Source organism: Acinetobacter sp. TWP2-2-3 (assembly GCF_049896445.1).
Taxonomy (GTDB): Bacteria; Pseudomonadota; Gammaproteobacteria; order Pseudomonadales; family Moraxellaceae; genus Acinetobacter.
This window is the reverse complement of sequence record NZ_JAFCUI010000018.1, coordinates 1-19,139: the sequence shown is the minus strand read 5'-3', so window position 1 is coordinate 19,139 and position 19,139 is coordinate 1. Positions and strand designations below refer to the sequence as shown.

General features: G+C 38.7%; 19 protein-coding genes and 2 pseudogenes. 14 read left to right on the top strand and 7 right to left on the bottom strand.

The features are described from left to right. Positions 1–110: pseudogene (locus ACP7AK_RS14795) on the top strand (IS481 family transposase); the annotation flags it as partial. Between the two features lie 96 nt (positions 111–206). Here ACP7AK_RS14795 and ACP7AK_RS14790 read toward each other — a convergent pair. The 4 genes from ACP7AK_RS14790 to ACP7AK_RS14775 all read right to left on the bottom strand — a co-directional run bounded on the left by ACP7AK_RS14790 (position 207) and on the right by ACP7AK_RS14775 (position 2,549). After that, the gene (locus ACP7AK_RS14790; RefSeq protein ID WP_425880173.1) at positions 207–638 is read right to left on the bottom strand and encodes a hypothetical protein; all 432 of its coding nucleotides are present in this window, start codon (positions 636–638) and stop codon (positions 207–209) included. Between the two features lie 155 nt (positions 639–793). Continuing rightward, positions 794–1,087 carry a type II toxin-antitoxin system RelE family toxin gene (locus ACP7AK_RS14785; protein WP_254989682.1) on the bottom strand — a complete coding sequence of 98 codons (294 nt, stop codon included), beginning with the start codon at positions 1,085–1,087 and terminating at the stop codon, positions 794–796. Beyond that, positions 1,077–1,322, bottom strand: coding sequence for a type II toxin-antitoxin system RelB/DinJ family antitoxin (locus ACP7AK_RS14780; RefSeq protein ID WP_000246755.1), 246 nt, complete (start codon positions 1,320–1,322; stop codon positions 1,077–1,079). The genes ACP7AK_RS14785 and ACP7AK_RS14780 overlap by 11 nt, the downstream gene beginning before the upstream one ends. 660 nt (positions 1,323–1,982) lie before the next feature. Continuing rightward, complete coding sequence (locus tag ACP7AK_RS14775) at positions 1,983–2,549, bottom strand: recombinase family protein (protein WP_000678311.1); 567 nt, start codon at positions 2,547–2,549, stop codon at positions 1,983–1,985. Between the two features lie 315 nt (positions 2,550–2,864). Between ACP7AK_RS14775 and arsC the strand changes: the two genes are divergently transcribed. The 6 genes from arsC to ACP7AK_RS14745 all read left to right on the top strand — a co-directional run bounded on the left by arsC (position 2,865) and on the right by ACP7AK_RS14745 (position 7,150). Then, positions 2,865–3,293: an arsenate reductase (glutaredoxin) gene (gene arsC / locus ACP7AK_RS14770; RefSeq protein WP_004733243.1), complete on the top strand. Its 429-nt coding sequence runs from the start codon at positions 2,865–2,867 to the stop codon at positions 3,291–3,293. A 44-nt stretch (positions 3,294–3,337) separates the two neighbouring features. Continuing rightward, entirely contained in the window at positions 3,338–3,661 is a 324-nt protein-coding gene (locus tag ACP7AK_RS14765) for a metalloregulator ArsR/SmtB family transcription factor (RefSeq protein WP_004644742.1), read from the top strand. Between the two features lie 4 nt (positions 3,662–3,665). After that, on the top strand, positions 3,666–4,139 hold the full coding sequence (locus ACP7AK_RS14760; RefSeq protein ID WP_004781073.1) for an arsenate reductase ArsC: 474 nt from the start codon (positions 3,666–3,668) through the stop codon (positions 4,137–4,139). A 5-nt stretch (positions 4,140–4,144) separates the two neighbouring features. After that, complete coding sequence (gene arsB / locus ACP7AK_RS14755; RefSeq protein ID WP_004644740.1) at positions 4,145–5,185, top strand: ACR3 family arsenite efflux transporter; 1,041 nt, start codon at positions 4,145–4,147, stop codon at positions 5,183–5,185. Between the two features lie 4 nt (positions 5,186–5,189). Then, positions 5,190–5,894 carry an arsenical resistance protein ArsH gene (gene arsH, locus ACP7AK_RS14750; protein WP_004644739.1) on the top strand — a complete coding sequence of 235 codons (705 nt, stop codon included), beginning with the start codon at positions 5,190–5,192 and terminating at the stop codon, positions 5,892–5,894. Positions 5,895–6,061: 167 nt separating this feature from the next. Next, positions 6,062–7,150: an ArsO family NAD(P)H-dependent flavin-containing monooxygenase gene (locus ACP7AK_RS14745; protein ID WP_312323504.1), complete on the top strand. Its 1,089-nt coding sequence runs from the start codon at positions 6,062–6,064 to the stop codon at positions 7,148–7,150. 327 nt (positions 7,151–7,477) lie between these two features. On the opposite strand, the gene feoB is transcribed toward ACP7AK_RS14745, so the two are convergent. Genes feoB through ACP7AK_RS14730 form a run of 3 tightly spaced genes read right to left on the bottom strand, consistent with a single transcriptional unit; the run spans position 7,478 to position 10,849 of the window. Beyond that, entirely contained in the window at positions 7,478–9,307 is a 1,830-nt protein-coding gene (gene feoB / locus ACP7AK_RS14740) for a ferrous iron transporter B (RefSeq protein WP_425880172.1), read from the bottom strand. Next, on the bottom strand, positions 9,297–9,557 hold the full coding sequence (locus ACP7AK_RS14735; RefSeq protein ID WP_004665962.1) for a FeoA family protein: 261 nt from the start codon (positions 9,555–9,557) through the stop codon (positions 9,297–9,299). The genes feoB and ACP7AK_RS14735 overlap by 11 nt, the downstream gene beginning before the upstream one ends. 11 nt (positions 9,558–9,568) lie before the next feature. After that, positions 9,569–10,849, bottom strand: a complete 1,281-nt coding sequence (locus ACP7AK_RS14730) for a cation transporter (RefSeq protein ID WP_005407391.1) — start codon at positions 10,847–10,849, stop codon at positions 9,569–9,571. 90 nt (positions 10,850–10,939) lie between these two features. Here ACP7AK_RS14730 and cadR point away from each other — a divergent pair, with 90 nt between their 5' ends. The 7 genes and pseudogenes from cadR to ACP7AK_RS14695 form a co-directional block, all read left to right on the top strand. Then, a complete protein-coding gene (gene cadR, locus ACP7AK_RS14725; protein WP_004281856.1) occupies positions 10,940–11,332 on the top strand; it encodes a Cd(II)/Pb(II)-responsive transcriptional regulator in 393 nt (130 codons plus the stop codon). 142 nt (positions 11,333–11,474) lie between these two features. Then, on the top strand, positions 11,475–11,885 hold the full coding sequence (locus ACP7AK_RS14720) for a hypothetical protein (RefSeq protein ID WP_004733191.1): 411 nt from the start codon (positions 11,475–11,477) through the stop codon (positions 11,883–11,885). 49 nt (positions 11,886–11,934) lie between these two features. After that, the gene (locus ACP7AK_RS14715; protein WP_425880171.1) at positions 11,935–13,302 is read left to right on the top strand and encodes a TolC family protein; all 1,368 of its coding nucleotides are present in this window, start codon (positions 11,935–11,937) and stop codon (positions 13,300–13,302) included. 1 nt (position 13,303) lies between these two features. Then, positions 13,304–14,554 (top strand): efflux RND transporter periplasmic adaptor subunit, encoded by a 1,251-nt coding sequence (locus tag ACP7AK_RS14710; protein ID WP_425880170.1) that lies wholly within the window; start codon positions 13,304–13,306, stop codon positions 14,552–14,554. Next, positions 14,544–17,702 (top strand): efflux RND transporter permease subunit, encoded by a 3,159-nt coding sequence (locus ACP7AK_RS14705; protein WP_004733184.1) that lies wholly within the window; start codon positions 14,544–14,546, stop codon positions 17,700–17,702. Before ACP7AK_RS14710 ends, ACP7AK_RS14705 begins: the two co-directional genes overlap by 11 nt. A gap of 86 nt (positions 17,703–17,788) precedes the next feature. Beyond that, positions 17,789–18,688 carry a cation diffusion facilitator family transporter gene (locus ACP7AK_RS14700; RefSeq protein ID WP_425880169.1) on the top strand — a complete coding sequence of 300 codons (900 nt, stop codon included), beginning with the start codon at positions 17,789–17,791 and terminating at the stop codon, positions 18,686–18,688. Between the two features lie 157 nt (positions 18,689–18,845). Beyond that, positions 18,846–19,139 (top strand): annotated as a pseudogene (locus ACP7AK_RS14695) (IS6-like element IS1006 family transposase); the annotation flags it as partial.

The following is a 19,139-nucleotide window of genomic DNA, read 5'->3' as shown; positions in this document are numbered from 1 at the left end:
CCCCTTTCTCTGATGAGGTCCAGAAGCAATACAACCCATCCAATGAACGGATTCAACACGCCAATTACAAGATGGATTTAGAGATCGCTAAATTGAAACGATCTCTATGAATCACACACATAATGGCTGTTATACGAAATTGAAAAATCCTAGACTCATATCTAGGGTTTAAATTTAAAAAACACATAAAAATTAATAATATGGTATCAATATTGTCCCATTGTAATTTGTTTCAATTCTAATGAATTATCAAACTCAAAATGTAAATATTTATCAAATATTTTGTATTTAAGCCAACTGTTACTTTCTCTTTCGGGGATTCCAAATAAATAAGCTACAGATTGCATCGTACTTTTTTGATTAATACCTGTGATCAGATTTTCTAAAAACGGGTATGGGTAATATTCTTCATTCTCTTTGACGTAGATGAAAATGGTATCTAGTATCTGATGTTCATTAAACCTGAACGTAATACCTCTCTTAAAAAATTGCCAATAGGATAGCTTTTCTCCACCAAAATTAGTCTCTAATGAGTCAAACTCACTTGCAACAAGAATAACTGCTTTCAAAATATCTGAACTTGACTCTTTAGTTCCAAGACAAGATAAAAAAACCTCTGCATCACCTGAAAAATTCACTTATGACATACCTAAATTAAAATTTTCTTTATTCTTTGGTTTTATCATATTAAAAATGAAATCTCTGATTCAAAGTTAAAATTTTCAAAAGCTGTATCCATTTAACATAAAATCTCTTATACGAAGCCAAAAATGGGAGCTATAAGCTCCCATTTTTAGTCTTTAATTCGCTTTTTCGCTTCGTCATAAACTATGCTATCAGCTCGTTTTCCGACGGTAATGAGCAGGATAACTACCTGATCATCTTTAACTTGATAGACAAGTCGGACACCAGCTTTTAATAATTTGATTTTATAGCAACCTGCAAGATCGCCTCTAAGCATATTCTTTGGAATATGTGGCTGCTCTATGACTTTGGCTAGTTTCTTTTTAAATTGATCTCGTATAGCAACAGGGAGTTTTTCCCATTCTGCTGTAAATTCCTTGTGACGTAAAAGCTTATAAGTCATCTAATGTGACTTCCTCAAACATCTCTTTAGGATCATTAATGCGCTTACGAACAAGAGCTAATAATTCTTCATCTTCTTCTGAAAGCAAAGCTTTTTTGACAGGCAGTTTCCCAGTCGTAGCAACATACTCAAGAATACTAGTGAAGAAATCCGTAGGTGCAATACCTTGCTCTTTAAGGATTGAATAAGATTTTTCTTTAAGGGCTTCATCGATCCTGAAGTTAACAGTAGCCATCATATTTCCCAAGTATTTAATGTACTAGGAATATTGTAATGCAAATTGCATTACAAGTCGACTTCGCATAACAGCCATTATGTTAAATGAAAATAAATGAGTTAAAGAGCAGCTTCTAGCAGAACTATCATTAAAAGCTGAAAACATAGATATATGATTGATGCATATATCATTATCTGAGACATTTTATCTAAACTAAAAAAAGTGTAGCTTATTAAAATATTTAAAAAAATTACTAAAATTGTAGAAAAAAGGATATTCAAAAAATTATTAACTTTATGTTTTTTTATAAACCTAAAGATTATATAAATGAGCAAACTTGATGCTGAATTTATACAAAATATAATTGGGTAAAATAGCATGAAAAAGAAATTTGATATTGAAATTATGAATCCAAATAGATTTAATCCGATAAAAATTTTCCAAAATTTATGCATATTTTACTCATTAATTATCAATTTTTTCTAAAATTAACATAATACACCTTATATGTAATGCTTGATATTTCTCTTTAAATATCATTATATTAAAGCAAGCCGTTCTGGAATATAGGACACCAGAGCGGCTTTTTATTGATTATTCATGTTCCACGCTTAAAATTTGAACAGTGTTTCATGATTTTTATAAGTTAAACTAAATTTAGTTGCTAATCCCAATAAGCTATTCACTAACTTGTAAATATCGGTATACCGCCTGACGACTAATCCCAAAAGCTTTCCCTAATGCCATTTTCGATGGATACTTCCCCTCCTTCCATGCTTGTCGTAAAGCTTCAGCTTGGTCAGGCTTTAGTTTATGCACCCGACCTTTGTACTTCCCCTGAGCAGAGGCGAGTTTTATTCCTTCCTTTTGCCGCTCTAAAATGATCTCACGTTCGAACTGTGCAAAAGCACCCATCATTTGAAGCATCAAATTATCCATCGGGGTGGATTCGGCTGTAAAAGTAATATTTTCTTTTACAAACTGGATGGCGATTCCTCGTTTGACCAGTTTATCTACTTCAGTGACCAAATCTTTTAGGCTTCGCGCAAAACGATCCATTGAATGTACAATCACCCTGTCCCCTTCCCGGACATAGTTCAACATTTCCTGAAATTTAGGTCGGTCAGTATTTTTACCTGAAGCACGGTCAACAAAAATCCGATCAACCTCAATTCCTTCAAGTTGACGTCCAGTGTTTTGCTCGACAGAACTTACCCGGACATACCCTACTTTTTGGCCTTTCACTTTTTCACGCCCCAATTGGATAAAAATGAACAATTTCGTAAATTATAAATCTTTAACACTAAAGTTACATGTTACTTATGATTAAAAATCATTTAAATGATACATAATTTCATGAACTTTCAGATTGTAACTTTAGGGTATACTCTAAATTTACATATTTAAATAACGAGTTTTTTCTCACTCATAAGAATTTGCAAGAATATATATACATTTATTGACATTAAGTAATTTAAATAAAATCAATATACGTATTTACATATATGTGGAAATACGTATATAAGTATATCTGAGTTTCTAATAGCAGTGTTAGTCAAAATGTTCTCGACCATAAAGATTTATCACAATCCTGAGTGTGGTACATCAAGGAATACCTTAGCTTTAATTCAAAATGCAGGAATTGAACCAATCGTTATTGAATATCTAATTACCCCACCTTCGAAAGCAGAATTAATTGAACTTATTCGTAGTGCTGGTTTAAGTGTTAGAGAAGCAATTCGTAAAAATGTACCTCCATATTCTGATTTAGAAATTGTTCGGGAAGATTGGTCTGATGAACAGCTTTTAAATTTTATGCTTCAACATCCTATTTTGATTAACCGCCCATTCGTTGTTACGGATTTAGGTACACGTTTGTGTCGTCCTTCTGAAGTTGTTTTGGATATTCTCCCGTTTCCTCAGAAAGGCGCATTTAGCAAAGAAGATGGTGAAAAAATTATTGATGAAAATGGCCAAAGAATTAAATAGTACTTTCTCATCTCTTGAATGGAAAGAATGTGAAGGAGATTTATATGGATCAAGTTAATTTTTTTAAATGCTTATCAGATGAAACACGTCTCAATATAGTGACATTAATTGTTGAAAATAAAGAACTATGTGTATGTGATTTGACTGAAAAACTACAACTCAGTCAACCGAAAATTTCAAGACATTTAGCCCTTTTACGTGCTTCAGGGCTACTTCAAGATCGCAGACAAGGCCAATGGGTTTACTACAGTATCAATCCAAAATTGGCCAACTGGTGTTATGAAATTTTAGATATTTTGAAGACGGTTCAATCTCAATCAAAGCTGGATGATCAACACCCCCTTTCTGTAAATAGTTATTGTGAGTAATTCAATGAAATTTTTATTTTTATGTACTGGAAATAGCTGCCGTAGCATTTTGTCTGAAGTTTTGTTTAATAGCCGAGCACCAGAAGGTTGGAAAGCCTATAGCGCTGGGAGTAAGCCTTCAGGTCAAGTTCACCCGCTAACTTTAGAAACCCTTGAAAACTTAGGATTATCTACCGAAGGTTTATGGAGTAAAACGATTAATGATTGTGAACAATATCAACCTGATGTTGTGATCACAGTATGTGATTCTGCTGCTCAAGAAGCATGTCCACTTTATTTGGGTGGAGCAATCAAGGCACATTGGGGCTTGGCTGATCCTTCACACTTAGACGTGAATAAAGAAGAAAAAATGAAAGCCTTTATGAGCACTGTTGAACATATCAATCGTCGCTTAGATGCTTTATTTAAACTTAATGTAGATAAACTATCTCGCTCAGAATTGATTGCAGCAATTAATCAAATTTCGAACGTTGAGTAAGTGAAATGTCTGAAAAACGCTTATCTTTTTTAGATCGCAACCTGACGCTATGGATTTTTATTGCCATGGCCTTAGGCATTGCCATCGGAAACTTCTTTCCTCAGGCTTCTGTCGCACTCGATAAATTAAGCATTGATTCAGTGAATATTCCAATCGCGATTGGTCTTATTCTAATGATGTATCCACCACTGGCAAAAGTGAACTATGCGACTTTGCCACAAGTGTTTAAGGATAAGAAAACCCTTACTTTGTCCTTAGTACAAAACTGGCTGATCGCGCCAGTACTCATGTTTGCCCTGGCAATCATATTTTTACATAGTTATCCAGAATATATGACCGGTGTCATCCTGATTGGTCTTGCTCGATGTATTGCCATGGTTCTGGTGTGGAATGGCTTGGCCTGTGGTGATAATCAATATGTTGCAGCATTAGTTGCCTTTAACAGCATCTTCCAGATTCTATTTTTCAGTACCTATGCCTGGTTATTCCTGACCTTCCTTCCACCCTATTTTGGTGTCGCTTCGCAGGTCATTAATGTCGATTTCTGGACCATCACCCATGCTGTTCTGGTTTATCTTGGTATTCCGTTCTTATTAGGTTTCTTAACGCGATGGATTTTGGTGAAACAGAAAGGCGTGGAATGGTATGAAACCAAGTTCATTCCGAAAATCAGTCCGCTGAGTTTAATGGCTTTGCTGTTCACCATTCTGGCCATGTTTAGCCTAAAAGGCGGTGATGTCGTGAGTCTTCCGCTTGAAGTTTTACGCATCGCGATTCCTTTAACCATTTACTTCGTTTTAATGTTCTTCATCAGCTTCTTTATGAGTAAATGGATGGGCAATGACTATCCTAAGACCACAGCAATTGCATTTACCGCAGCGGGGAATAATTTTGAATTATCACTTGCAGTAGCGATTGCAACTTTTGGTATCGCTTCGCCTGTTGCTTTTACCACGATTATTGGCCCACTGGTCGAAGTTCCTGTGTTGATTGCCTTGGTGAGTGTTTCACTCTGGCTGAGAAAGAAAGTTTTTAAAGAGGCCTAACTCTATGAATCTCCCAAATGTAGATCTAAATCTTCTTGAGCAACCCACCTTTGAAAAAGTTCAAGCCAAAGAACTTGCTCATCCTCCGCGAATTTTGCTGCTGTATGGCTCTAATCGAGAACGTTCTTACAGTCGCCTTGCAGTTCTTGAAGCCGGTCGAATCCTTGAGCATTTTGGGGCGGAAATAAAAATCTTTCATCCTAAAGGGCTTCCTTTACCAGAAGATGCGGATACTGAGCATCCAAAAGTAAAAGAACTGCATGAGCTTTTAGCATGGTCAGAAGGCATGGTCTGGTGTTCACCTGAACGCCATGGTTCTATGAGTTCAATCTTTAAATCTCAAATCGACTGGATTCCACTGGCAGGAGGGGCAATCCGTGCTACCCAAGGTAAAACTCTTGCCTTGATGCAAGTCAGTGGCGGATCACAGTCATTTAACAGCCTGAACCAGATGCGTATTTTGGGGCGGTGGATGCGGATGATCACCATTCCAAATCAGTCTTCAGTTCCAAAAGCTTTTTTGGAGTTTGAAGAAGATGGACGAATGAAACCTTCGGCTTTCTATGACCGGATTGTGGATGTGATGGAAGAGTTATTTAAGTTCACCCTACTGACTCGTGGACAAAGCAAATACCTGACAGATCGTTATTCTGAACGCAAGGAATCGGCTGAAGAGTTGTCCAAGCGTGTAAATCAGCGCAGTTTATAAATGCTGGATGGTATTAAATACTGCGCCTCATTGCCAGGTCAGTAACACTTTTATGCTGTACCGATGAAGTGCTGTTAAAGGTACAATGAATATTGTAAAAACCCAGTCTTCATGATTGGGTTTTTACATTAAAGAAGTCAGAGATAAATAAGGAAAAGGTGAAGGCTTTGAACCAGAAACAGACTGAAACTGATGTGATCATTATCGGTGGTGGGCAGGCCGCTTTATCTACCGCTTATTTTTTAAAGCGCAAGAAAATCCCATTCATTATATTGGATGAGCAAAATCAAGCGGGGGGTGCCTGGCTGCATACCTGGGAGTCATTTCGTCTTTTTTCTCCTAATACCTGGAGTTCTCTATCCGGTTGGATGATGCCCATCACTGAACAGACCTATCCAACACGAAATGAGGTGATCCAGTATTTATCGGCTTATGAACAGAGATATCAATTTTCGATTGTTCGTCCAGTACATGTCGATCGTGTGGAATCGAAGGGAAAGTATTTAGACGTATATGCTGGAGAAAAGTTTTGGCGAGCCAAGGTGGTGGTCAGTGCAACAGGGACATGGCGCCAGCCGTTTATTCCTGATTATCCGGGACAGGAAAACTTTCAAGGCACGCAGTTACATTCAGCCCATTACCTGAATGCAGATTCATTTAAAGATAAGAAAGTCATCGTGGTGGGTGGGGGGAATTCGGGCGCGCAAATACTCGCTGAGGTTTCACAAGTTGCTGAAACCATTTGGGTCACAAAAACTCCGCCTCAATTTTTACCTGATGATGTCGATGGTCGAGTACTGTTTTTAAGAGCAACTGAGCGTTTAAAAGTACAACAAGAAGGAAGAAAAGTTGACCAGCCAATAGGTGGCCTAGGTGATATTGTGATGATCGATAGTGTCAAAGAGGCAAGGAATAGAGGAGTCTTACATAGCCGTCCACCTTTTCAATCTTTAGCTACAGATGCAGTTATTTGGCCAGATGGAAAAAAAGAGAAAATTGATGTGATTATTTGGTGTACTGGATTTAAGGCTTCATTAAATCATCTAAAAAGTATAGATATAGTAGAGCGAGATAACTTTGTAGAAGTTCAAAATGGAAGGTCTATTAAGTTACCTAACTTGTGGTTAGTTGGATATGGAGATTGGACAGGTATGGCATCTGCAACATTAATTGGCGTTTCTAGAACAGCGAGAGCTACAGTAGATGAGATCTTCACTTATCTACAAGAAATTAATACTAAAAAATTTTCAGAATAATTATCCATATCGAGTATAAGAATTTTAGAATCGGTTTTGTGTCTAGGCTACTGGGAGCATTCCAATATTTTGATTATTATTTCACTAAAAGTGTCTACAAGATCATGCTCTTCATTAAGCCATAATTTTTGATATTTAAACCTAATTTCATGAATTGCACTAAAAAGAGGGAACTCTTTCATAATTTATAATTAAATTAGAAGTTTTCTTAGGAAGCTGTTTAATATTATTGATATCTATACAGTTTTTCTTGTAAAAGCGCTTCATTTATAGTGAGTATTTCAATAAAATAAGGGAGCTAGCTCCCTTATTTTATTCATTTGCTAATTAAAGATTACTCGCAACTTGATATGTGATGAATGAAAAGATGTAGGCTAATGCAAACAAATAAGTTGCCATAATGATGGGCTGTTTCCAGCTGCCAGTTTCTCGTCTAATTGTTGCTAACGTAGCAAGACAATGGGGAGCAAAAATAAACCATACCAATAATGATAAACCTGTGGCTAACCCCCATCCATCCGGGCCTGAAATTTGACTTAACAGACTTTGAGTTACTGTATCTTCATCACCTGACATCGCATAAATTACCCCAAGAGCAGCAATTACAACTTCCCTTGCTGCCATAGCAGGAATGAGTGCAATACATATTTCCCATGTAAACCCAATAGGCGCAAATATAGGATGAATTAAATGCCCTAACTGACCAGCTAAACTATAGTTAATGGCCGGCATGGTTGCATTATCTGGTGGTTGAGGGAACGTGACTAGCACCCATAACAAGATAGACAGCGCAACGATAATGCCACCAACTCGTTTTAAGAAAATAGTTGCCCTATCATATAAGCCTAATGCAATATTTCTAATATCTGGAATTCGGTATGTGGGAAGTTCAAAAATAAAAATACTTTCAGTTTTATCTTTTCGAACCAACTTCAGAAAGACTGAAACTAATAACGCTGAGACTATTCCCGACATATAAAGACCAAAAAGGACTAATCCTTGCAGACTTAACCAGCCGTAGATTAATTGGTTGGGAATAAATGCCGCGATCAATAAAGCATATACTGGCAATCTTGCTGAACAGGTCATCAAGGGTGCAATCATAATTGTTGCTAATCGGTCCCGTTCAGAGCTGATACTTCTGGTTGCCATAATTCCGGGAATGGCACAAGCAAAACTGGATAGCAGAGGAATAAATGAACGGCCGCTAAGCCCGGCTTTAGACATTAATTTATCTAAAAGAAATGCTGCCCGGGGTAAATAGCCTGACTCTTCAAGCATTAAAATGAAGAAGAATAAAATCAAAATCTGAGGCATATATGCAAGCACGCTACCTGCACCAGCAATTACCCCATCCACAACCAAGCTTTTTAATAGAGGATGTTGGATTAGTGGTCCAATAAAATCACTGAGCCATGCGACAAAATTTTCAATGAATTCTATAAAAGGTGTTGCCCATATAAATACCGCTTGGAACATCACAAACATGGTTAAAGTTAAGATTACTAAACCTAATACAGGATGTAGAAAAATTTTATCTAGAAATGCGGTTCTTTTATCACCATTGTCATTATTTAAAATAACTTGTTTGGTGATTTGTTTGACCTGTTCAAAATGACTTAATTCAGAATGATAAGGAGTAATAAAAAGATTTTTTTGATCTAATTGATTAATTAAATCTTGAATTCCTTTTGTTTTAACTGCGACAGCTTCAACTACAGGGATACCTAACAGTTGAGACAGTTTATCCTTATCAATGGAAATACCACGCTTTTTGACCTCATCCATCATATTTAATACAAGAATCATAGGGCGATTTAAAGCACGAACTTCGAGAACCAAGCTCAAATGTAAGCTTAAATTTGTGGCATCTACGACGCATATAAAAATGTCGGGTAGAATTTCACCTTTTAGCTCGCCCAAACAAACTGCCCTGGTGACTTCTTCATCTAAACTACTAGGTTTTAAACTGTAAGTTCCGGGTAAGTCCAATACTCGTATTGCATCACCAGAAGGTAAGTTAAAAGAACCTTCTTTTCTTTCTACGGTAACCCCAGCATAGTTGGCAACTTTTTGTCGCGTACCAGTAAGTGTATTAAATAAAGAGGTTTTTCCGCAATTTGGATTACCGACTAATGCAATATTCTTAATCTTCATTGGATACTAACTCTACAAAAATTCTTTCAGCTTCATTCTTTCTTAATGCGAATCTTGAAGTTTCAATCTGAACTAAAACAGGATCTCCGCCAAAAACACCTTTAGCGAGTACTTGTAGAGTTTCACCCTCTCTAAAACCTAATAGTTGGAGCCGTTCCAATACGGGATCAGTGGTATGACTGTATTGATTACCTTTTTTGAGATCTCTAATTTTGACGATCTGATTTTGTTTAACTTGAAATAGATTCATTTTCGATACTCTTACTTCAAAGCCAAAATCTTTCGAGCACCATTAAGCACGAATAAAGAAACCAGGATGCCAATGATTAAGTCTGGATAAGCTGATCCCGTCCACGCCACGAGTACACCGGCAAATATAACGCCCATATTTACGACAACGTCATTCGCCGAGAAAATCCAACTGGCTTTCATATGTGCGCCATCTTCTCGATGACCAGAAATAAGATATAAGCATGTCACGTTAGCTATAAGTGCGAGCAGGCCAATAACAATCATGAGCGTTGATTCTGGCTCGCTTCCAAACATGAATCGTCTAATGACATCAATAATCACGATGACAGCAAGTAATAACTGAATCCAACCTGCGAAATGGGCTGCTTTCACTTGATATTTCGCAGCTTTTCCGACGGCATATAGCGCAATACCATAAACGGCTGCATCGGCAAACATATCTAGAGAATCAGCAATCAATCCTGTAGACGCAGCAATAATTCCGCTGATGAATTCTATAAAGAACAGTAGAGCATTAATTCCTAATAACAGTTTAAGTACTTTAGCTTGTCTCACAGGATCAGGTTCATTAGGTATATCGCCTGTAGAAAGCTGTGTTTCATCAAGTTTCGCCCCAAAACCCAGTCCTTCGAGTTTAGCCGTAATTTGCTGAATCCCTTCATTATGGAAGACTTTCAGTTTTCGATTGGGAAGATCAAAAGTAAGACCTTTAACTGCTTCAATATCTGCAAGAGCCATACGGACCATTTGCTCTTCAGCAGAGCAATCCATTTTAGGAATGGTATAGGTACTTGTTTGCTTAGCCTGTTGATTGCTTATATAAGTTTCAGTCTTCACAAGCTTTGCACCAAAACCCAAAGCTTCAAGTTTGGTAGTTATATTTTCATCTTTTTGATTATGTAGAACCTTTAAAGACCGGTTAGGTAAATCAAAGATGAGTTTTTGAACACCATCAATTGAAGATAGCGCCATACGAACCATCTGTTCTTCCGCAGAACAATCCATTTTGGGAACTAAGTATTCACTCATGTAGTGCGAATCTTTTAAAACGTTTTCAGTGCTTAAATTTTCTTTGGGATCAGAACCACAACAGGATTGAGCGGTATCTTCACAACTGTTTGAAGTGTTACAGCAAGGAGATGAAGATTTTTCTTCTTCCTCTTCACCACAACAGCTAGGCGTATTATCACAATTCTTTGAATTGCTTGCTTCTGCAATTGATGGATGATTTTCTTGTTGAGATTTCTTATCTTCGCATGGTGTTTCTTTACTACATCCACAGCCACTCATAGTTATACCCATTAAAAAAATTTATAAACTTTGAATATTAGAATCCCTATAGTTACTATAGAGTCAAGATTTTTTGGAAATACCAACTCAATGCATTTAAAAATTGGTGAACTCTCTAAAAAAACCTCATGTTCAGTATTAACAATTAGGTTTTATGAAAAGGAAGGTTTAATTCCGGAACCCGAAAGAACGGAAGGAAATTACCGCCTTTACGATATAGGCTATGTTGAGCGAATTAAGTTTATTTTGAATTGCCGAACTTTAAATATGAGTTTGAATGAAATTCGTCAATTACTCACCTATAAAGATAATCCCAAGAAAAATTGTTCAGATGTGAATGAATTAATTGACTTACATGTCAGTGCTATCAGAGAAAATATAATCAAGCAACAAAAGCTTATTGAACAATTATCTGATTTAAGAGGTACTTGTGATGGCTTATGTACAATTGACCAATGTGGAGTTCTAAAAAATCTAGCTTGATTATCTAGACCTATGCTTTTTTCAAAAATTCTGTATATCTTTACTTAAGGCTGCAAAAAGATTAAGGTGACTTAAATTTTGTGATCAGATCTTAGATAGATCTGGACAGCTTCTTATTGGTGTTTTAAATACAGATTTGTGTATGAAGAGAAAAACATTTCTAATCCAGATATTGGTACTCTTATTCACATTCCAGAATATTTGGAGTGTGGCAGAGGCTGCGTGTCTGCATGAAATGCCAAACATACCCAATTCAATACTCTCTAATCCAATCGATTTAGACGAAAAGAGTGATAGTCCTCGTCAAGCACTTTATTCCCTAGAAAACTATAAAGAAATCTATGACTATTGTCAGAAGGTTTGTTTTAACGAAAAGTGCAGTCATTTCTCAAATACAATCGTGATTCAGATTGACCCACCCGATGATCTGAAGCTTAAAGCTAATTTTGAGACCGGCATTACCCCAACTTATTTGGGAATAACTTTTTATAAACCCCCTTATCTGGATCAATTAACCCCGCCTCCCGATTTGCCCCTACTATTGGTGGGGTAGTCTTATAAAAGCCCACCACTCCTAATTTCATTATGCGTGGGGCATTTTCATGTCAAAAAACAAATTACATCAGGATACCTCCATCCTGAATTTATCCTGGTCAGCCTTAGGTAGCGGTATCTTGCTATCTGCAATGATCAGCTTCAGTACTTCCGTAGTCGCCAGTACTCAAGATTTAACGCTGCAGCAAGCTATTGAGCAGGTTAACCAATATCAAGCGTCCCAAAATTTCTGGGAAACGCAAAACAGCATTAATGCCACGAATCTTCAGCAAAGTAAGCTGTTTAAAAATCCTGAACTGTCAGTTGAACAAACGGGATTTGGTTCAAATAATGAAAAAGAGCTTACCATTGGCATATCACAACCCTTGGATATTTTTGGTGAGCGAAGAGCAAACCAAAAATTAGCCAGTCTCTCTACAGATAAAACAGCGCTGAAACAGAAGATTTATCAAGCACAAATTGAGCTTGCAGTGAAATATGTATGGTCACAACTGGCCATTGCTGAACTTGAAAAAAACATTGTCAATGAACAACTTCGGGTGAGCCAAGAAAACCTTCAAGCAATCGAAAAGCGCTTTAATGCAGGCAGTATTGCCCAAGTAGATGTAAATCGCGCACGTTTAAGCCATGCTGAAAATATCCGTCTTTTTAGACAGGCAGACTTACAGGTACAAGTGGCCACCCAACAATTATCAAATTTATGGGGTACGTCTGATAAGTCATTGCAGGTAAACCTCTCTTCACAAAAGCTCTGGCCAAAATCGACTCATGGGCAGGTTCAAGAATATTTAGCGGAAAACTACGTTGAGAAATATCGAGCTTTACTGGTATTAGAGTCTCAAGCAACGGTTGATCAACTAAGGGCAAAGGCACGTCCTAACCCCACTTTAAACCTAGGTGTCAACCGCACCCAATCCTTGGAAAACTCCACACAAAATCAATTAGTAGTCGGAGTCAGTGTACCGCTTAATATTTTCGATCGTCAGCAAAATGGCATAAAAATCGCGCAAGAAAAAATGAACTTATTAGAGCGTCAGAAAGAGTTTTATCTGAAGCAAAATGCGCTGCAAATAGGCACAATTTTAACCGAGTTGCAGGGTTTAGAGCTGCAATTCAAAGTCGTTGACGAGACTCAAATTCCTTTGGCGACTCAAGTTCAAAGTAAGACGCTACAAGGTTTCTTGGCAGGCAAGTTTGCTTTAACCGATGTTCAGCAAGCCACGCTTCAATTACAAGACATCCGTCTGCGTAAAGTCCAGTTGTTACGGGATGGCTGGCAAAAGGCCATTGAAGCAGAAAGTTTGAGCTTAGGCATTAGCCCAAGTGAAGTCATGTCGAAAGATGCTATTGCACAAATCAATCAAAACTTATGGCAAGACATACAGGCCATGCCTGTCATTGGTGGGGGAAATTAACATGTTCGATCTTAAAAACAGCTTAAAAAAACAGAGCGGAAAAATCTCTCAACCTCTACTGATTGGTTTGGTCATCGGCGCAACCGTACTCCTCAGTATTTTCTTGATCTTGTCGGGTAAGAATAAATCTGAAACATCAGATGAACATGCAGAGGAAGAAGGCGCAGAGGAACATGGAAGTGAAGAACATGGCGGTGAAACCGAAGAGCATGCAGAAGGCGTGAGCCTGACGGCCAAGCAACTGGTGGAACAGGGCATACAGTTATCAGCGGTCGATCAAGGTCCGGTGGTTAAATTAAGTTCTTATCCTGCCAAACTCAATGTGAATACGGATCAGCAAGCGCATGTCTCACCGAGTTTTAGCGGTCATGTAGAAAATGTTTATGTAGAACTCGGCCAAAAAGTTCAGAAAGGGCAGCCTTTGGCTACATTGCTTGTTCCTGATCTAGTTGATCAGCAGGCCAATCTTAAAATTGAACAAACCAATCTGGAACTGGCGAAACAAGACTTTGAGCGTGAGCGTCAATTGTGGTCACAGGGTATCTCAGCAAAACAGGACTATCAACGGGCTTATAACAGTTATAAACGGGCACAAATTCAGGTTCAAGCGGCCCAATCACGTTTAAGCGCATTTGGTGCAGTGAATGCTAGTAACGGGCGCTATATTTTAAAAGCCCCAATTTCTGGCGTGATCAGTAAAAAGGATTTGGTTCTCGGGGAAAATGTTCAGTTAGCCGATCAACTCTTTACGATAGACCGGTTAGATCAACTCTGGCTTGAATTTATTGTTCCAAATTCTGAAATTATGGGCTTAGCCCCGAATCAAAAGATCGAATTTAAATCCTTGCAAACAGAAAAGGTTTATCAAGCTGTTATTCAGACTTTAAATACTGAAGCGGATATTCAAACAGGTCGTCTTCAGGTGCGAGCAAAAGTTGAATCGAATGCAACCGAATTACGTCCAAACTTGATGGTGAACGTACAGTTGCAACAACGGAGTGAAAGTACCGCATTACGGGTACTTAAGTCCGCAGTTCAGAATGTCGATGAAAAAGATGTGGTTTTTGTCGCCACTCAGCATGGACAAAAAGTTGAATTCAGTCCGCAACCTGTGAAATTAGGGCAATCATCTGGGGAGAGCCAATGGATTGAAGTGGTGAGTGGGCTTAGTCAGGGACAAAAATATGCCGCTCAAGGCAGTTTTTTACTGAAATCCGAGCTGGAAAAAGGAGAGGCTTCACATGAGCACTGAAACTCCTCAAATTCCAGACCACGAATCGGTAAAACCTGAAGGACTGTTTGATCGACTGATCCAGTTTTCTATCCATAACGCAATCTGGGTCATGCTGTTTATTGCGGCTTGGATTGCTATTGGTATTTATAGTTATCAAAAGTTACCGATTGATGCTGTACCAGATATTACCAATACTCAGGTGCAGATTAACACTTCAGCCAATGGTTTTACGGCTTTAGAAATGGAACAGCGGATTACATATCCAATCGAGAATGCCATGTCAGGCATGCCGAAAATGGAACAAACCCGTTCGATTTCACGCTACGGCTTATCGCAAGTGACCATCATTTTTGAAGATGGCACGGATATTTACTGGGCCAGACAGCTTATCAACCAGCGCTTGCAAGAAGCAATGGGAGAAATGCCTGAAGATGTGCAACCTAACATGTCGCCTATTTCGACAGGTTTAGGTGAAATCTATCAATGGGTGATTAAAGCCGAACCAAATGCTAAAAAGCCGGATGGAACCCCTTATTCGGCGATGGATTTACGTGAAATTCAGGATTGGATTGTAAGACCGCAATTACAGCGCGTAAAAGGCGTTGCTGAGATCAACAGTATCGGTGGCTTTAATAAAACCTATGTGGTTGCCCCTGATCTGAACCGATTGCAACAATTGCAAATTCCTTTGTCTGATTTACAAACTGCCTTAACAGAGAATAATGAAAACCGTGGTGCTGGCTATATTGAGAAAAATGGACAACAGCTAACGGTTCGTGTTCCCGGCACTTTAAACACGATTGAAGATATCCAGAACATCAGTATTGCCAATAAAAACGGCTATCCGATTCGGGTGGCAGATGTCGCCAATGTCTCAATTGGTCATGACTTAAGAACAGGGGCTGCAACCTATAATGGTGAAGAAACTGTATTGGGTATTGCCATGATGATGATGGGAGAAAATAGCCGTACCGTTGCTCAAGCCATTGATGAAAAGGTGCAATCGATCCAGCAATCGCTACCTAAAGGTGTGGTGATTGAGACTGTGTATGACCGTACGCATTTGGTTGATCGGGCGATCAAAACCGTTCAGAAAAATTTGATTGAGGGTGCAATCCTCGTCATTGTTATTTTATTTCTCTTTCTAGGTAATTTCCGTGCTGCGCTGATCACGGCTTGCGTTATTCCACTGTCAATGCTGTTTACCTTGACGGGAATGGCAGAGCAGAAGATTAGTGCAAATCTGATGAGTTTAGGGGCACTGGACTTCGGTATTATTATTGATGGTGCAGTGGTTATTGTAGAAAACTGTATCCGTCGGCTAGCAGAAGCTCAGAAGCTGAAAGGTGGTTTACTTAGCCGTTCTGAAAGATTTAAAGAAGTCTTCTTGGCTGCAAAACAGGCGCGTCGTCCTCTGATTTTTGGACAGTTAATTATTTTGGTGGTTTATCTACCTATCTTTACCCTGACGGGTGTAGAAGCCAAACTTTTCCATCCTATGGCAATGACTGTTGTACTGGCTTTAATTGGGGCCATGATTTTATCTGTCACTTTTGTGCCAGCCGCAGTTGCCCTATTTGTCACTGGAGAAGTCAAGGAAACCGAAAGTCGCTGGATGCATTGGCTTAAAACCAAATATGAACTGCTTTTAGATAAAGCCTATGAGCTTCGTTTATTTGTGACTATTGTGGCTGCCTGTATTTTAGTGCTTACGGGCGTGCTAGCCACTCAAACAGGTAGCGAGTTTGCACCTCAACTGGGTGAAGGTGATTTTGCTGTTCAGCAAATGCGTTCCCCAAGTACAGGGTTAGAACAGTCACTGAGAATGCAGGAAAATACTGAAAAGTTACTGTTGAAAGAATTTCCTGAAATTAAAGCGATCTTTGCTCGTACCGGTACAGCAGAAGTGGCCACAGATGTTATGCCACCCAACATTTCAGATGGCGTGGTACTGTTAAAACCTCATGATGAATGGCCTGATCCAAAACAAACGATTGATGAGCTTCGCCAAAGAATGATTACTTTCTTAGCGACATTGCCGGGAAATAACAGTGAGTTCTCGCAACCCATTGAACTGCGCTTTAACGAGTTAATTTCAGGGGTGCGAAGTGATGTGGGTGTCAAATTATTTGGTGATGACATGGAGATTCTAAATCGCGAAGCGAATAAAATTTCTCAAAAAATTAACTCAATTTCAGGCGCGACAGCCGTTAATGTAGAACAGACCAGTGGCTTACCCTTGTTGAATGTAGAGGTGGATAAGTCCAGAGCTGCACAATATGGCTTGTCGGTAAGAGCAATTCAGGATCTGGTAGCTACAAGTGTCGGTGGCCAGAATGTTGGAACAATTTTACAGGGAGACAAGCGTTTTGATTTTGTCATCCGTCTAGATGAATCCCAGCGTAGTCCTGAACAGTTAGCGGTACTTCCTATTCAATTGCCAAATGGTGGTTTAGTCCAACTGCAAGATGTGGCACGCGTTGAAAATATCCTGGGTATTAATCAGGTCAGCCGTGAAAATGGTAAACGTCGAGTGGTTATTACTGCAAATGTAGAAGGACGTGATTTAGGCTCATTCGTAACAGAGCTTCAGAGCACGTTATCCAAACAGGAATTACCAAGCGGTTATTGGATAGATTATGGCGGTCAATTTCAAAATCTGATGTCTGCAAAAGCGCGTATGCAATTGGTGGTTCCGCTCGCATTGTTGACGATCTTTATTTTATTGATGGCTGTATTCCATAATATCAAAGAAAGCTTACTGGTCTTTAGTGGTGTACCGTTTGCCTTATGTGGAGGCTTAATCGCGTTGTGGTTGCGTGACATTCCATTATCCATGTCAGCAGGGGTTGGCTTCATTGCACTATCGGGGGTGGCTGTACTGAATGGCTTAGTCATGCTCACCTTTATCAAAGAGTTGCGACAACAATATGACCTTTATTATGCAACGTGGCAGGGTGCAATTTTGCGTCTTAGACCTGTGCTGATGACCGCTTGTGTGGCGTCCCTTGGGTTTGTCCCGATGGCTTTGGCAACCGGAACTGGGGCAGAAGTACAGAGACCTTTAGCAACAGTGGTTATTGGAGGAATTATCTCCTCTACCCTGCTTACATTGGTTTTATTGCCCGTACTGTACCGCTGGATGAATGAAAAGAAAGTTTCTTAATCCAATAGATTAGTCGATTTACAGCAGAGATATTGGCTGTTATCCAATATCTCTGCTCATCATAAATAGAATAAGGAAAATATTTTATGTCAGAACATCATGATCATAGCCATGCGGTTGTTACTGAAGAAAATAGTAAGAAGTTAATGGTTGCCTTAGGTTTAACGACTACTTTTTTAATAGTAGAAGTTGTCGCTGCTTTTATTACCCAAAGTTTGGCTTTGTTATCTGATGCAGCTCATATGTTTACTGATGTAGCCGCTTTAGCTATTGCTCTTGCCGCTATCAAAATTGGTAAAAAAGCCGCAGATGATAAAAGAACTTTTGGCTATCAGCGATTTGAAATTTTAGCGGCTCTGTTTAATGCGGTGATGCTTTTTGTGGTAGCAATATATATTGTATATGAAGCTTATCAACGTTTTACGAACCCTGCTGAAATTCAAAGTGTTGAAATGATGATTGTCGCGGTCATTGGTTTGGTCGTAAATTTGATTTCAATGAAAATCCTTTCTGCTAGTGCTGAAGGAAGTCTAAATATAAAAGGTGCATATTTAGAAGTTCTTAGTGATGCTCTAGGATCGATAGGCGTGATTATCGGAGGAATAGTTATTTATTTTACCCAGTGGATGTGGGTAGATACCTTAATCGCTGTGTTAATTGGCTTCTGGGTCTTACCTCGAACTTGGGTTTTATTAAAACAAAGTATCCATATTTTGCTTGAAGGGGTTCCTGATGAGATTGATATTGAGTCGTTAAGAAATGATTTATTGATGCTAGAGGGTGTTGAAGGGATTCATCAGTTGAAAGTCTGGGCTATATCTTCAAAAAACATTCATTTAACTGCTCATTTAGTTGCTCCTAATAGCAATCCAGATCAGCTCTATCAAAAGGCCTTAGACGTTCTAAAACATAATCATAGTATTACTGAAATTACGTTACAAATAGAAAGTACGGAATGTAATACATTGGAACAGCATAAACATTAAAGTGCTGCTCTTTCTACATAATGGACAGATGACTAGGCTGATAAACCTTACCATTTTCCTGTATTACACTTCTATTTATCACACGCACTTTAAACGGCACTGTTGCAAATAACCACGAATGGTAAGCTGAAGACTGTTTTAGCTAAAGGTGCAGCATATGAATCCTTTCCATGGTCGGCATTTTCAGGGCGAAATCATTCTTTGGGCTGTGCGCTGGTATTGTAAATATGGCATTAGCTATCGTGAACTGCAGGAAATGCTGGCCGAACGGGGTGTGAATGTTGATCACACGACTATTTACCGTTGGGTTCAACGTTATGCTCCTGAAATATAAAAACGTTTACGCTGGTATTGGCGTAATCCTACAGATCTGAGCTCGTGGCATATTGATGAAACCTATGTAAAAGTGAATGGACGATGGTCTTATCTGTATCGTGCAGTCGATCAACGT